Source organism: Leptolyngbya sp. O-77 (assembly GCF_001548395.1).
In the GTDB taxonomy this organism is placed as follows: domain Bacteria; phylum Cyanobacteriota; class Cyanobacteriia; order Elainellales; family Elainellaceae; genus Thermoleptolyngbya.
This window is the reverse complement of sequence record NZ_AP017367.1, coordinates 111,152-125,355: the sequence shown is the minus strand read 5'-3', so window position 1 is coordinate 125,355 and position 14,204 is coordinate 111,152. Positions and strand designations below refer to the sequence as shown.

Annotated in this window: 13 protein-coding genes; all 13 read left to right on the top strand. The window is 50.1% G+C overall.

The features are described 5' to 3' along the window. Positions 1–39: 39 nt before the first annotated feature. The 13 genes from O77CONTIG1_RS00605 (at position 40) to O77CONTIG1_RS26505 (ending at position 13,947) form a co-directional block, all read left to right on the top strand. Complete coding sequence (locus O77CONTIG1_RS00605) at positions 40–645, top strand: DUF1517 domain-containing protein (RefSeq protein ID WP_197673287.1); 606 nt, start codon at positions 40–42, stop codon at positions 643–645. A gap of 182 nt (positions 646–827) precedes the next feature. Further along, a complete protein-coding gene (locus O77CONTIG1_RS00600) occupies positions 828–1,721 on the top strand; it encodes a hypothetical protein (protein ID WP_156434785.1) in 894 nt (297 codons plus the stop codon). 309 nt (positions 1,722–2,030) lie between these two features. After that, positions 2,031–2,621, top strand: a complete 591-nt coding sequence (locus tag O77CONTIG1_RS00595; RefSeq protein ID WP_197673286.1) for a hypothetical protein — start codon at positions 2,031–2,033, stop codon at positions 2,619–2,621. Beyond that, positions 2,612–3,016 (top strand): carboxypeptidase-like regulatory domain-containing protein, encoded by a 405-nt coding sequence (locus tag O77CONTIG1_RS00590; protein ID WP_068507213.1) that lies wholly within the window; start codon positions 2,612–2,614, stop codon positions 3,014–3,016. The genes O77CONTIG1_RS00595 and O77CONTIG1_RS00590 overlap by 10 nt, the downstream gene beginning before the upstream one ends. 1,500 nt (positions 3,017–4,516) lie before the next feature. After that, entirely contained in the window at positions 4,517–6,745 is a 2,229-nt protein-coding gene (locus O77CONTIG1_RS23145) for an ABC transporter transmembrane domain-containing protein (protein ID WP_084781956.1), read from the top strand. 6 nt (positions 6,746–6,751) lie between these two features. Next, a complete protein-coding gene (locus O77CONTIG1_RS00580) occupies positions 6,752–7,717 on the top strand; it encodes a transposase (RefSeq protein WP_084781952.1) in 966 nt (321 codons plus the stop codon). 108 nt (positions 7,718–7,825) lie between these two features. Beyond that, positions 7,826–8,536 carry an ABC transporter ATP-binding protein gene (locus tag O77CONTIG1_RS00575; protein WP_317134176.1) on the top strand — a complete coding sequence of 237 codons (711 nt, stop codon included), beginning with the start codon at positions 7,826–7,828 and terminating at the stop codon, positions 8,534–8,536. A 401-nt stretch (positions 8,537–8,937) separates the two neighbouring features. Beyond that, positions 8,938–10,302, top strand: a complete 1,365-nt coding sequence (locus O77CONTIG1_RS00570) for an HlyD family type I secretion periplasmic adaptor subunit (RefSeq protein ID WP_068507207.1) — start codon at positions 8,938–8,940, stop codon at positions 10,300–10,302. A 153-nt stretch (positions 10,303–10,455) separates the two neighbouring features. Next, positions 10,456–10,842 carry a HetP family heterocyst commitment protein gene (locus O77CONTIG1_RS00565; protein ID WP_156434782.1) on the top strand — a complete coding sequence of 129 codons (387 nt, stop codon included), beginning with the start codon at positions 10,456–10,458 and terminating at the stop codon, positions 10,840–10,842. Between the two features lie 136 nt (positions 10,843–10,978). Further along, the gene (locus O77CONTIG1_RS24060; RefSeq protein ID WP_156434780.1) at positions 10,979–11,311 is read left to right on the top strand and encodes a hypothetical protein; all 333 of its coding nucleotides are present in this window, start codon (positions 10,979–10,981) and stop codon (positions 11,309–11,311) included. Between the two features lie 453 nt (positions 11,312–11,764). Then, positions 11,765–12,091: a hypothetical protein gene (locus O77CONTIG1_RS00560; RefSeq protein ID WP_068507205.1), complete on the top strand. Its 327-nt coding sequence runs from the start codon at positions 11,765–11,767 to the stop codon at positions 12,089–12,091. Positions 12,092–12,497: 406 nt separating this feature from the next. Beyond that, positions 12,498–12,743: a hypothetical protein gene (locus tag O77CONTIG1_RS00555; RefSeq protein ID WP_068507203.1), complete on the top strand. Its 246-nt coding sequence runs from the start codon at positions 12,498–12,500 to the stop codon at positions 12,741–12,743. A gap of 196 nt (positions 12,744–12,939) precedes the next feature. Next, complete coding sequence (locus O77CONTIG1_RS26505; protein ID WP_068507202.1) at positions 12,940–13,947, top strand: hypothetical protein; 1,008 nt, start codon at positions 12,940–12,942, stop codon at positions 13,945–13,947. The last annotated feature ends 257 nt before the right edge of the window (positions 13,948–14,204 follow it).

The window sequence follows — 14,204 nt, the reverse complement described above, 5'->3', positions numbered from 1 at the left end:
CAAAACCCCAAAACCCAAAATCCAAAAATCTAAATTCCTATGCCCCTGCGCGATCGCTTTCAACAACTCAGCGGCAAGACGCGGTTTGTCGTGTGCCGTATTTTTCTGCATTTAGCCGGACGGGAGGTTGCGCCGCTGCTGGGCGTGCTAAATCAGGCAGGACAGCGGGCGATCGCCTCCGAAGGCGACCTGGACGCACTGGGGGAAGAACTCGTCACCCTCTGCGACCACCTGCTGGAGTATGAGGCGTATTGGCAGTCCGCCGCCAACGAAGGCGATGTTTTCTGGGACGAAGGCGAGGCGGGCGACTATGTGACGGAACTCTTTACCGATTCGGCGCAGCGCTATGGCAGCGGCGCAGAACTGCTGGACTCGGACACCGAGGATGTAGAAACGCCGCTGATTCTGCCCATTACTCAAAACCTGGTGGTGATGATCACCGTCGCCTATGAAGGCGAAGTGCCTACCCTGGAAACCGACCTGACTAGCGCCAGCGCCCTCCGCATGGGGCTAAAGTCCATCATCAACCTGCACCACAACGAAAAGCTGCGGGCGATTCAGGTGCATTTTTCTCCGGCGCAACTAGGCGATGAACTCACCTACGACGAGCTATTGCAGCATTATCCCGAACTCGTTCCCCTATAGATTTTTGAACTGCCTGCTGCTGCGCTGTGACGGGCCGCGCTTGGGCCAGGTCTTGCGTCTGGTTTAGATTAGAGTTAGGGCCAATTTTCCTTTAGCGTTCAGCCCTGTTCCCTTGGTTTATCAAACCTTTGTCAACCCCAACGTCTGATAAGTTCCCTTCTTTGTTTCATCCATTGATTCCCATGATGCAGTTTTCTGTACTTCGCAAGCTAGTTGCCCTCACGGCAGCGTTCACGCTGGCCTTCACCACGCTGGCTTGCTCTTCGTCTTTTGGCGATTCGGAGGCGATCGCCCCTGCCGATCAACCCGTAGTCGCCGCTGCGCCGTCCCAAGCTACGCTGCCCGATGGCAAGTACCCTGTGCAGCAAGCCAGCTACAACGACCTGGAAGGCGACTATACGCTGATGTTGCTAAATACGCCGCCGGGAACGTCTTCTATCTTCCAATCTGCCGACTTGCCGATGGCGCGGCTGACGGATGAAGAAATCAGCGCGGGCGAAAAGAGCTACCTCAAAGTTGAAAACGGGCAGCCCTCGCTGCATCTGACGGAAGACTTTCGGATCGAGTATGTCCACAACGTCACCGAAACCCAGGTCAACCCGCAGACCGGACAGCAGGAAGTGGTCGTGGTGCGTCAGGAGCCGAGCTTCTGGTCGCCCTTTGCCGGAGCGCTGGCAGGTCAAGCAATTGGCAGCCTGCTGTTCACGCCGCACTACTACTTTCCGCCCGTCTATGTCCCCGGTCGCGTGATGACGGGCTACGGCGGCTACGGTCGCACCTACGGACAAGCGGTCGAGCGCTACCAGGCGCAAAACAAGACCGTGCCCAATGCGGTGCGTAATCGCCAGCTTCGCACGTCAGGGCAACTGCGAGTGCCCACTACGGCCCGCCCAGCGACCGCTCGACCCAAGACCACGGTGAATCGCCCCAGCGGCTCTGGGTTTGGCTCTACCAACCTGCGCCCGAATACGGCTCCCCGCCCAAAGACGACGGTTCGCCCCGGCGGTGGCTTTGGCAGCGTGCGTCCACGTCCCTCCTTGGGTGGCGGAATGCGCGGCGGGTTCCGTCGTCGCTAGGCTGAGCGAACAGTTTTGATTTGATATAAAACCGGAGGGGGCGATCGCTCCCTCTTTTTTTGGAATAAGTAAGCTGCTGATGCCCATTCTCCCAAGTGGCACTACGAATAAAATTACTGGAAGCCTCAAAGACGCTTGACTGGCAATCCAGAATCGCCAATCCAAAATCACCATTCCAGAACACCTATCCAAAATCGCAAATCGACATTATCCCCATCCTCAGCAGGGGCATCGCAAATTTAATGCAAACTCGGTAGGCTATGCCTTAATTCGACAGGGCTACCTGTCGTCCCAAAGATAATCGTCCCAGTGATCATTGTGAGGAAATGGGTGTTTATGCGATCGCTCAATTTACCAAAACTTTCAGTTGCAATTCTGACGGCCCTGGCTTGCCTGAGTGGGCATAGCGGATTGGCAAACGAACCCGTAGCGGTTGTTTCTCCAAATTCCAGTGTTCCGTTTTTGGGCGTGAATGGCGTGTTCACGCTGGATACCAGTGTCCCCTCCTCGCTGAATGATCCGAGAAATCCAGGGCGCATTGTCTTTAACCAGATGGAGCAGTTTTCTTTCTATCGAGATCTGGCAGGCGAAAATGCGATCGCCGAAAACTGTCAGTATGCCTATCGCGGCGCAGCCCCCGACCCGTTCTACTATCCCCGCTTTCAGTCGTCGATCTGGGATCTGTTTGAGCTAGTGTCGGATGATGCGGCTTGCAGTGGTTTCAAATATGTGGCGCTCCGCGCTCCCCACGGCGAACCCATTCATATGCATATGCGCTATGGCGGGCCGAATTCCAGTTTTGAAGAATTGTTGGGACACAGCACAGGCGAAGCAGATACCAATCAGCTTGACCCGTGGTGGAGCCTTTATTGTGCAGAAGGAGTGACCGCGTGCGATTAGAAGCCAGGGTTAAGCGGCATCTAGGGCGATCGCTCGGCCTGATCTTGCTAGTGGGCACGTTAGCCGTTCCAGCCCTGGCCCACGAAGTCGGTTTAAGGGCCATCGTGCAGGCGCGGGGTGCCCAGGGGGAGAGCATTACCTACAGCGAATCTACGCTGCCCCAAAATGCTCAGATTATCTCGGTAGAAATCATTGCCGACTACAGCACTGGGGAACCGATGGCAGGCGCACAGGTCTTGATCTTTGCGCCGGGGAATCCCGGTGTGCCCTGGCAAAGGGGGACGAGCGATCGCCAGGGTCGCTACAGGTTTACGCCGGATTTATCCAGACGCGGCCGCTGGACAATCCGAGTAGAAGATGCAGGACACAGCAGCTTCATGAACCTGATGATTTAGGCAAAACCTATAGCAGGCAATTTATAGCAGGCAATTTAACTTTAGGACGGGTGCAGTTGAATGATTTCTGGTGGGCTACACCTGCGAGAGATCATTCAACTTTCTGCAAGATTCGTCTCAATTGCATAACTTCTGAACCTAAAACTCATGCAAGAAAACCTCGAAAAATAGGGGTGCTGGTTAGGAATGGCTCGACATAGCCTGGCTGATTTTCGGAGCAAGGCACTGAATCGAGGTGACTATAAGGCTTTTTTATGGATAAGGAATTATGTCAGTTCGACTGTGACTCGTGCCGATCTTTTAATGTTAAGAAATATCTTAGCCATGCTTTTGTTAACCTACTTGCAGGTGAAATGTCTTCATTGAACGTTTGGTCTGAGTTCTCCGGTTTTCTTTAGTTTTACGCTGCTTCAGCCTGATGGATTACGTTCGTCCGAGTGAGTTAACCGATTACCTGCTCAACTTTTGAGAATTGAGCTTTAAATCACTTGTAATGCTGTAACTGATCAGTTAAGCTTTCGGAAAGCGTATCTAAAGATGCAGAACGGTGTAGTAACCATACCTCCTGTGCATATGCAGCTTTCTTGGGCCGCATGATTCCAGGCTCAAAAAACTTGCGGTGGCAGGCCCGTCAGTTTATCTTGAGTGTACGCTTGATGTCCATCCGAGTCCTCTAAAGCAAGCCCTCTAAAAAAATAGTTGGCTCAAACGCGAGAGATACAGCATACGTCATAATACAGCGTACGTCATAAAGGATCGCGCTCAAAATCGCGGGTTCAGGATACTCACGTTAATTCTGGTTCAGGCATTTCACCCTCATCATCTCTCATCAACTTTCAGCGAAGGGTAAGCTGGTTGTGCATCCGTTATAAGCCGGAATAATTTAGGAAACGGTCTGGGTCTGAAGCGCCCCGAAGACAAGAGTGGCGTAAGCTTTGTGGGCTTGCGTGCTGTGAGCTGAGTTTGAAGGATCGGCAAAAATCGGCAGAACCGTCTAAATCCTTGGTTTCCTGTTCTTTAGAGCAAATTCTAGCGCCTATCTCTACGCCATCTCTGCGATATATCTCTAGCATCTATCTCCAGCACTCAGGTTTCGTATTTTTACGAACCTAATTTGCGGCCAGCATAGGTTGCTTTAACCCCCAAAAGTCAACTCTCAAGGGCTGTCTCGCTATGAATTTAACTGACCCCAGTTGCACTCATCCGGGTGTCTCTCACACTGCATTGCTAAAGTCTATCCCCAAGCTTCAGATCACTCCTGAATGGCGGCTATTGCAAGAAGATATACGAAATCTCTTGCAGGAGCTACAGGAAAGGGAAAACGTTGCGGCTCCCATTTCTTTTCCGCTGGGAACTGAGCTTGTCCGGGTCGCTGCCATAATTGATAGCCCTCTTACGTCTACGTCGCAGGCTTCTACTTCACAGGCAGATACCTCGTCTGCTAGTGCTGAGGTTGCTTTGTGGATAATTCAGCAGGGGCGAGTGCGGCTGTTGTGTCCAATGGCTGATGGAAAGCGTGAAGGAACCGCGGTGGTTCTCGAAGCGGGAGATACGTTTGGGGCAGAAGTTCTACTGGGGGTGGAAACCTTAAGCCATCGGGCGATCGCCGCAAGTCCGGTTGAGCTGATTCCTATTTCTCATAAAATATGGCGATCGCTGCTGGCTACATCATCAACCTGGCAAGACGTGCTGATGCAGCAGGCTAGAATGCGGGAGCGTATGATTTTTTTGCGCCATTGCCCTGATTTGCGATCGCTCAGCAGCCGCCAAATCCAGAGATTTCTTACAGACTGGAACCCATGTCATATTCCCACAGGCACACCGCTTCGAGTTGCCTTATCCAGCGGCGGACGGTTCTGGCTCCGGCAAGGTAAGATTCAGAACTGCTCTTCATCAACCGATCCAGCATCCCCAGTGCCCCAGGTCGGCGACAGTTGGGGTGCGCCAGATCCGATCCCCGAAAGCTGGGTTGCTCAAACCGATTTACGGGTCTACCAATTACCTGCGGCGAGTTGGGAAGCCCTAAGCCTATTGCTGCATAACTCTTGTTCAACCCATGCACCGACTCTCTCTGGTGATGCTGCTGGCGAGAGACCAAGCCACGAACGGCATCTCCTTTTCACGGGCGATCGCCCAGAGCAGAGTAGCCCGTCTCCGTCTGCCCCCAGCCAGCCTTCTCCAGCCCCAGCAAACACCCCATCTCAGCCGGCCCCAGATTTACCGCTAACCTTTCCAAAACCCATTCAGCGGCGAATTCTCGATGCCTTTCATCGCTATCCCTGGGTAGAACAGCAAAGCTCTTCTGACTGTGGAGCCGCCTGTCTTTCGATGGTGGCTCGATACTGGGGAAAACAACTGCCCATTCATTTTTTGCGAGAGCAGGCAAATGTCGGCCGCGCAGGTGCATCGCTCAAGAACCTGGCTAAGGGCGCAGAGCGGATCGGGTTGCAGGCTCGCCCCGTGCGGGCCAGCCTGGGGCGTTTGCTAAACCAGAGCAGCCCCTGGATAGCCCATTGGGAAGGCAATCACTATGTTGTGGTCTACCACGCCAGCCGCAAACGGATTATCATCGCTGACCCCGCTCATGGCAGGCGATCGCTCTCTAGCCAAGAATTTCAAGCACACTGGACAGGCTATGCCCTGCTGTTAGAGCCGACCAGCCAGCTCAACGACCTCGAAATTAAGCAAATCTCGCTGGGGCGCTACCTCAGCACTTTCATCCCCTATCGCATCATCGGGCTTCAGATTATTCTCGTCTCGCTCCTGATTCAACTCTTCAGCGTAGTAACGCCCTTATTCACCCAAATCATTCTGGATCAAGTCGTTGTCCAAAAAAGTCAAACCACACTCAACGCCTTTGTTATCGGTCTATTTCTGTTTGGTGTATGGAGCATTTGCATGGGGTCAGTTCGGCAATACTTGCTAACCCATCTGGCAAATCGACTCGACCTGACCCTCATTAGTGGATTTATTCGCCACACACTGCGGCTGCCGCTGCAATTTTTTGAGTCTCGGCGTGTGGGAGACATCCTCACCCGTGTGCAGGAAAACCGAAAAATTCAGAATTTTTTGATTGGCCAAGTCATGCTCTCCTGGCTTGACTTTTTGACAGGCTTTATTTACCTAGCCCTAATGCTCTACTACAACTGGCGGCTAACCCTGCTGGTGCTGCTGCTGATTCCACCGATTGTGCTGCTCACACTCGGCGCAACGCCATTTCTGCGGCGCGTATCCCGCCAGATTTTTCATGAAGCAGCAGAGCAAAACTCATCCCTAGTAGAGATGATGACAGGGATTGCAACGGTCAAATCCTTAGCCGCAGAACAAGAAATTCGCTGGCGCTGGGAAAATCATTTGGTTAACCAGATGAATGCCGGATTTCGCGGAGCCAAACTGGGCATTGGGCTGGGCGCAGCAAACGGACTGATCAACTCGATTGGGAGTACAGCATTGCTGTGGTATGGCGCAACTTTGGTCATTCGGGGGGATTTAACGATTGGCCAATTTGTGGCATTTAACATGATGATTGGTTATGTCATTAGCCCAGTCATTACGTTAGCCAATTTGTGGGATGAGCTTCAGGAAGTGCTAATTTCTGTTGAACGCCTAAATGATGTATTTGAAGCGAAACCAGAAGAATCATCCCAACCAGAAGTGTTGAAAGATAGATTAAGCGACGAAAAAAAGGGACAGAATGCAGTATTCTGTCCCCTAGTAAACAAAAAATGATGCCTGATGATAGCCTCATTTCCGAAGCTTGTCAAATCGATCTTGATGCAGCTTTGTCCGCATGACTATCCCGTTTTGAACTCGCGCTTGTTCTTTGAAATCTGGTTGACCTTTGTGTTGGACAAGGGCTTAACCAGCATGAGAGACTTATTTTACCGCCTAAATCGTACAGGTGTTGAGGTCGATATATCCACCTTTTCTAAAGCTTGCAAAACTCGAACGGATGGGCACTTTTGTCGAATCTATGCACAGTTGATTGAGCAAGTAAAGCGCAAACAGCCGACCGCGGCTCAGATACTTTTTCCGATTGATTCAACCATCGTTACACTTACCAGCAAGCTATTTTGGCTGCAAGGATATCACCAAGTTAAATTACTGAATGGAATCAACTTAGAGCAAGGATATTCGAGTGAATGCTTGATTCATTTTGGGCAAGGACATGATGCAAAGTTTGCCGATTCGATTAGCACGATGATTCCCGAAAACGGCATCGGCATCATGGATAGAGGCTTCGCAAGCTGGGAATTTCTCGACCAAATGAGTCTCACTCAAACAAAGTTTGTGGTGCGAATCAAGAACAATATGAAGACTGAACTTGACCACGACCGTTACCGCGTGGTTTGGTTCTGTGATTTGGAGAGTCGGAGCGAGTTTCGTCTGGCAACTAATGTCAATGAGATGAGCGACGAAGAAATCAGTGATACCTATCGGCATCGTTGGCAAATTGAGGTGTTATGGAAGTTTCTCAAGATGCACTTAAAGCTCGATCGTCTCATCACCAAGAATGTGAATGGGGTGAGTATTCAGATTTATATGGTGCTCATCACGTATTTAATCTTATTGTTAATCGAAATTCCAGCATTCTATGGCAGTGAATTGCTCGACAAGTTTCGGTATTTACAACTGGAACTGAGCCGTCGCTGCTCAATGGTTCATTGGAGCTACGATCTGCTGCCCGAAACACTCGTATGACTCTTGTAAGCTAAAATGTAAAGTTTTCTATCTGGATTCAACACTTCTGCATCCCAACAATTTCACCTGCCATTACCCAGGCTGCACGGGGCAGTTGTGTTTGAAAATGTGACATTTCGATATGGCGAAGACGAGGAACGCAACACGCTGCAAAATCTCTCATTTTCTACCCAACCAGGTCAAACGATTGCCATTGTTGGGCGGAGTGGTTCTGGTAAAACGACGCTAGTTAAACTGATTCAGGGACTATATTTTGCCAACCAAGGGCGTGTGCTGCTGGATGGACATGATATTCGGCACGTCCAGCTACATTCTTTGCGGTCGCAAATTGGCGTGGTGCCGCAGGAATGTTTTCTATTCTCCGGTACAATTCTCGAAAACATTACGCTGTATCGCCCTGAGTATTCACTGGAACAAGTAATTGAGGCGGCTAAATTAGCGGAAGCTCATGCGTTTATTCAGGCTTTGCCACTCGGCTATAACACCCCTGTCGGAGAACATGGTTCTACGCTGTCTGGCGGGCAGCGACAGCGAATTGCGATCGCCCGAGCGCTTTTAGGAAAACCAAGTATTTTGATTTTGGATGAAGCCACTAGCTCTCTAGATACTGAATCAGAACGACGGTTTCAGCGGAACCTTGTGCAAATCAGTCGCGATCGCACTACCTTTATGATCGCCCATCGACTTTCCACCGTCCGCAATGCAGACCGTATTTTAGTCCTCGATCGAGGCATCTTGGTGGAACAAGGAACCCACGACGCATTGATTCAGCAACAAGGTCTATATCATTATCTAGCCCAACAGCAGCTTGAGCTTTAGTCTGCGCGATAGACCTGTCACAGAGTTATAGATTTGTGACAGCCCTACCTTTCAGAACCGCATTCCAAAACCGTCATGCTGGTCATGCCACTCTGCATCACTTTTGTGGAGCAATGCGTGCTTTAGCAATTTTTAGCCAAATTTGTTTTTGGGCAAATTCTGTCATTTTTGTATTCCGGAGATCTTTTGAATCGCAAGATCTTCGCCTAGACTCTTTGAGCAATCTACATCCTGTAAAAGCTGATACAGAAAACTGCCAATTTGGCAGCTAGCCACTCAGAATTCTCTTAGGATATTCCTAACTTTACTTTATCCAATCAGGAAAGTTGGTTTGAGTTTCGCCCCGTCTGCACTTCAGACTTTTCTTCAGTCCCCAGAAGGTAAATACTAAGTCACTGCTTATGTTCCTAGACGAACAGCCCGCCAGTCAACCAGGACTCAATGCCACTTCAGAAACAACGACGGATGATCCTCGTTCCCCTTCAGAAGCCCTCCCGCCCGCTTGGAGTCAATCGCTGCAATCTGTGCTAGATCAGCCTCCTGCGTCGCTGCCAGGCCGTATGGTTGGAGTTGGGCTGGCATTTTGCTGTGTTTTTGCAGCTTGGGTCTGGTTTGGCAAAGTGCAAGACGTGAGCCAGGGGGTGGGGCAATTGGTTCCCCAGGGGCGCGTCTATAAGGTGCAGCCAGTCAGCCAAGGTGAAGTTATGCGGCTGCTAGTTCAGGAGGGCGATTTTGTGAGGGCGGGGCAAGTCTTGGCTACGCTCGATAGCCGAATGCTTGAAGCGGAGGTGAGTCGCCTCCAGCAGAGCCTTTCTGCATATCGCCTGCAACTGATTCAGAGCCAGGAATTGCTGCATCGCACGGCGCTAGAGGCGGAGATGCGGTGGGCGATCGCCAAAAGTCAGGCGCAAGTTCAATCTGCGTCCCTTGCAGAGGCTCAGGTTGCCGTCGCGACCCAGCAAGAACTGCTGAAGCAGACTGAAATCGACCAGACTGCATATCAAGCGCGTCTGGCACGCCTAAAGCCGCTGGTAGAGGCAGGCGCGATCGCCCAGGAACAATTGTTTGAGGTCGAACAATCTTTGCGCGATCGCCAGCGTGTGCAGATTCAAAGCGAAGGAGATTTGCAGCGGGCGATCGCCAGTGCCCAAAGATATCAGGCAGAATTCGCCCAGCAGCAATCGGAGGTTCAGCGGAGCCACCTAGAAAAACGTCAGCGTCTCCAACAAATCCAGGTCAACGTATCTGAGCTAGAGGCAAAAATTAAGGAAACAGAAACACTGCTCAATGCCGCTGAAACCCAGATCCAGTCTACGATACTGACTGCACCCATCGCGGGAACCGTATCGGCACTACATATCGACAACGTAGGCGAAGTCGTCCAGCCCGGACTCACGATTGCCGAAATTGCCCCCATCGACTCACCCTTGGTGCTTTCTGCCAAAATTCCAAATCAGCAAGCGGGCTTGGTTCAGGTTAGAATGCCCGCTCAGGTCAAAGTAGATGCTTTTCCGTATCAAGAATACGGCGTTTTGTCAGGCACAGTATTGACCGTATCGCCAGCTGCCAAAGACGATCAGCGCTTGGGCCCTGTTTACGAGGTAGAAATTTCCCTAGATCGTTCAACCATTCGCCATCAAGGTCAGACCATCTTACTGCGAGCCGGGCAAACCGCCACCGCCGAAATCATCCTGCGGCAGCGTCGAATTCTCGATGTGCTGCTTGACCCCTTTCAAAAGCTCCGAAAAGATAGCCTCAAGATGTAAAAATGCGGTTCGATTGAACTCTGAAAATCTATGTCAATCGGACAGAATGTCAATCGGACAGAATAGTACTTCATCGGCAATGCCCAATCTTGAAGTCTCTGCACTATTTTAATCCAATTTCTATTTTAATCCAATTTGTAGGAGAGTCCTGCTGTGAATTCAAACCTCTCAAGTCGCCTGGATAAGACAATGAATCCCGAACAATTCAATCAGGTTGTATCAGCCATTCTAGAGGGCAAGTATTCTTGGGCTTGCCTGTTGATTCTTCAGTTTGCGGGATACAATCCACTGCACTATATCCCCTACCGCACCTACAATCGCTTGATGAAGGAAAACAATCCGCATAAAAAGCAAAAGACAACATCGGAACTTTCCAAGCCACAGCCGCCCCAAGAAACATTATCTCTTCAGGACTGCATTACCCGGCTCGAAGACCTGGGCTATCTGGAACCTTTGAAAGAAGTTCAGGCAGAGGTTCGCGGGGGAGATTGTTGGATCGAGGGCGATCGCCCCTGGTTCAAAGTTTCCCTTTGGAATTAACACCATTTGAATTCCATCATTCCCCCGGAACTAGCCCCAACATCTTGTTTCTCATCTATCTCTTGGAACTCAAGATTTAGAAATCATAGCAGGCGCAACTTCGTTCAATGCACAAACCCTTCCCTCAGGAAAAACCATGCTAATTCACAACCTAGATTATCTCGAAAAAGTAGACGAAGCCTCAAATCTCGTCGGAGGCTCAGCCAATTCTAGCGATCTGTTGATTGAGCTTTCTGGTAGAAACTTACTCCTCAAACAAGGAGAGTCAATCTTGTTTAGTAGCCCTGTGTCACCTCCTCAAACAATCACGATCTCTTTTCAGAATGTAGACTCTCCTTTTGTATTCAGCAGCTCTGTTACAGAAGTGATTAATGGCGTGACAACCACCAACTGGACGCTCTCCACTCAATCGCTGAATTTCCCGACCCCCATTGTTCGTCCCCCCCGCCGCCGAACCGGCCTTTTCTAAGAAATTTGCACTGCAATTTGCAATCTAGAATCAAGAGGATAGGAAATCCATTTCTATCCTCTGTTTTGGCAATCATGATTATTCTCAAAGAGAACATTTGTTCTCTTGAGTGGCACTACGGATGAAACCGCTGGGAGCCTCTAAGCGTGGGACTGGCGAGACAAAATCGAACATTCAAGATTGAGAACTGATCTCAGGAGCAACAATTTCAAGACATGAAATCTATGCAGAGAGCCTAAATTCCTGAATTCTATATTTGCCAGGTGTTTTTTAATCAGATCTGTCATTTTTATCATTCAAATCTGTTATCCAAGCTTCTCATTCGCTCAAAGCTATGTAAATTCAAAATATGCCAAAATGGCAACCTCAAACAAGTCAATCTCATAAGATATAAACAACATCTCAATTAAGAGATGTGCATCTAAAACAACTCACCTATATGGGAGAAAGTCAATGATTATTGCTGAGCTAAACTATCTGGAAACCGTTGCTGAAGCAGGTGTGCAGGGTGGAACCTTCTATCGTCCGGGTCGCAACCTGTCCAGCACCTACACTCAAGATGACAAAGTAAGTGTTCGTTTTGACACGACCAATCGCTTTGAAACTGTCATCAAAGCTCCTGGCAACGTTCATAATATCTCTGCATCTGCTGGTGCGAAGGGTGATGCTATTGTTCGCTATGATGCTTACTCCTTTACGAAGGCAGATACTCTAGCTGTAGTTGACGACAAGGGCAACTCCTTCTCGCTCAGCACTTCGGCTGCTCTGATTAACTGGTAGTTTGTTCCATCTCAGAGTGCGGATGCAATCTCGATTGCGTGGATCTTTCATGAAAGAAGAGCCATCTCAAGCATCTCAAAACCCGCTCTCTATTTGAGAGAGATCAGGAAGCCGTCCACTGAAGGCTGAGAATGTTCTGTCTTTAGTGGACGCTCCTTTTCTAAATTGGATCTGTGTTGGATCTGCCTTGGATCTGCGTTGGACCTGTAGTGTCATTAATCGCCAATCTAAAATCCAGAATCGATATAGGCCAGAGTTTCCGATGTCTCTACTAAATTCCCAAGGTGTAAAGCCCTTCGAGAAGGCTCAAGCGGGTCTTTCTCCTCCAGGATTGCTCAAGATTCAAGACTTACCTCACCTTAAAGCAATACCCGATCTAGACGGTTGTCTGGGCCCAAGCGATTGTGTGGGTGGATATGCAGCCACCGATACGTTTGCTGAAACTGGACTAGGATATGCCTCAGCGGGGGCGATCGCCTTTGCGTCTGGAGAGTATGCTCTAACCAAAACTCGCACGGTTGCAGTGGTTCGACAGATGCCGCGAGTGACGATTAGCCGCGCTTCGGCTACGGCCGTAGCCATCTCGGTTACTCCAGACGGAATCGATCGCAGCTTCAGCCGCTCTCGTTCTGTTTCGGTATATGTTTCCTAACTGGGCAATAGCGTTTTTGAAGCCATTGCTTTTGAAGCTCGCGAGGGACGCGGGTGACCAGCCTCCCTTGTGAGGAGCAGTGCGTGATCCAAGCGTAATTCGACGCGCAAGAAATGCAGCATCCATCCAGCGACCTGTTGAGATGCGGCAATTCAGACTTGATGGACAGATTGCAGGCGTTACAGGCAGTGACATCATGAGCCTTGTATTTTATTCTGGTTTACCCGATCTAGACTCGCTGTTCGGTGCCGCTTCTACAGACAGCTCTATTCTGGACGGTTCCGTGATCAGCACCTCAAGCAGTAGCGCTGTTGCCTACGTGAATGCCAACGGGGCTGGCGGCAGTAGCAGTTCCTCTGCGACATCTCCCTTGGGCACAAGCAGCAGCAGCGATAGCGTGTTTGTCCCTGGCGCAACCTCTATCAGCGCTGGTGCATCTGCCAATACGACTCCTGGGAAGCCACCCGAAACAACGGCAGTCGTGACGGTTCCTGCTGCCGTTCCTGGAGAGCCGCTGGAAACAATCGCAGTGGCGACGGTTCCGGCATCGCTGAATTGGGCTGATCTAGATTTTGCAGATGTTGCTCCACTGCTGCCAGAGTTAGTTGTGGCGATGGGTACAGGTGATTGGGACTATGCCCAAGACGGCGCGTCGGTCAAGAAGGCCGTTGGCAATTCAGAAGGCAATCAGTTATCTGGCACATCCGAGCAAGATTGGCTGGGAGGAAAGGGAGGGGGCGATCGCCTCTTCGGCAAATGGGGCAACGATGTGTTGCAAGGCGGTGCTGGCCCCGATGTCCTGCTGGGCGGACTGGGAATGGATGTGCTGCTGGGAGGCAGTGGAGACGATTTGCTAGATGGTGGCGGCGGCATTAATCTGCTGATTGGCGGTAGAGGGGCAGACACTTTTAGATTGAGCGGAACAGCCGCTAAAATCAAAGACTCTCAACCCAGTATAATTGCTGATTTCAATGCATCTGAGAGTGACAAAATTCAACTGCTGACTGGTCTTTTGCTTCGAGACTTGAACCTTGTGCCTATCACTTTTACGGATCAAAGTATCCGTAGTGCCACGCTAATTACGGTTGGAATGGGGGCAGAGACAACGCTTTTGGCAGTGGTGCTGAATACTGTCATCAATGATGGCTCGAGCCACGGAGTGACAACGACTCTGACGAGCGCTGATTTTCTGGCATCAACTTAAAATGGGCTGCTTTTTGACCTGAATCCTGATATTTTTTACCTGTCTATTTCCTGTGTTCTTGCGTCAAATTTATTGACCCCTTTAGGGAGTAGTTCATGCAAGACCGGTGTTCACAAGAAGAAGTTTAAATTTTCATCGCAATGATTCAGAAAAACTATAAAATCTCACTAATTTCAGATTCAGATTTTGAAGTGTGCTTTTTTAAGCAGAAAATCAGTGCGTTTGTGCTGAGCAGGAGTAGCTTAGACGAAAGTTGT

Bases quoted from the DNA above. Each gene is read 5' to 3' on its own strand.
- O77CONTIG1_RS24060 (WP_156434780.1), top strand. From the start codon at position 10,979: ATGCTAATTCACAACCTAGATTATCTCGAAAAAGTAGACGAAGCCTCA.
- O77CONTIG1_RS23145 (WP_084781956.1), top strand. From the start codon at position 4,517: ATGGCTGATGGAAAGCGTGAAGGAACCGCGGTGGTTCTCGAAGCGGGA.
- O77CONTIG1_RS00605 (WP_197673287.1), top strand. From the start codon at position 40: ATGCCCCTGCGCGATCGCTTTCAACAACTCAGCGGCAAGACGCGGTTT.
- O77CONTIG1_RS00600 (WP_156434785.1), top strand. From the start codon at position 828: ATGATGCAGTTTTCTGTACTTCGCAAGCTAGTTGCCCTCACGGCAGCG.
- O77CONTIG1_RS00580 (WP_084781952.1), top strand. From the start codon at position 6,752: ATGATAGCCTCATTTCCGAAGCTTGTCAAATCGATCTTGATGCAGCTT.
- O77CONTIG1_RS26505 (WP_068507202.1), top strand. From the start codon at position 12,940: ATGAGCCTTGTATTTTATTCTGGTTTACCCGATCTAGACTCGCTGTTC.
- O77CONTIG1_RS00560 (WP_068507205.1), top strand. From the start codon at position 11,765: ATGATTATTGCTGAGCTAAACTATCTGGAAACCGTTGCTGAAGCAGGT.
- O77CONTIG1_RS00570 (WP_068507207.1), top strand. From the start codon at position 8,938: ATGTTCCTAGACGAACAGCCCGCCAGTCAACCAGGACTCAATGCCACT.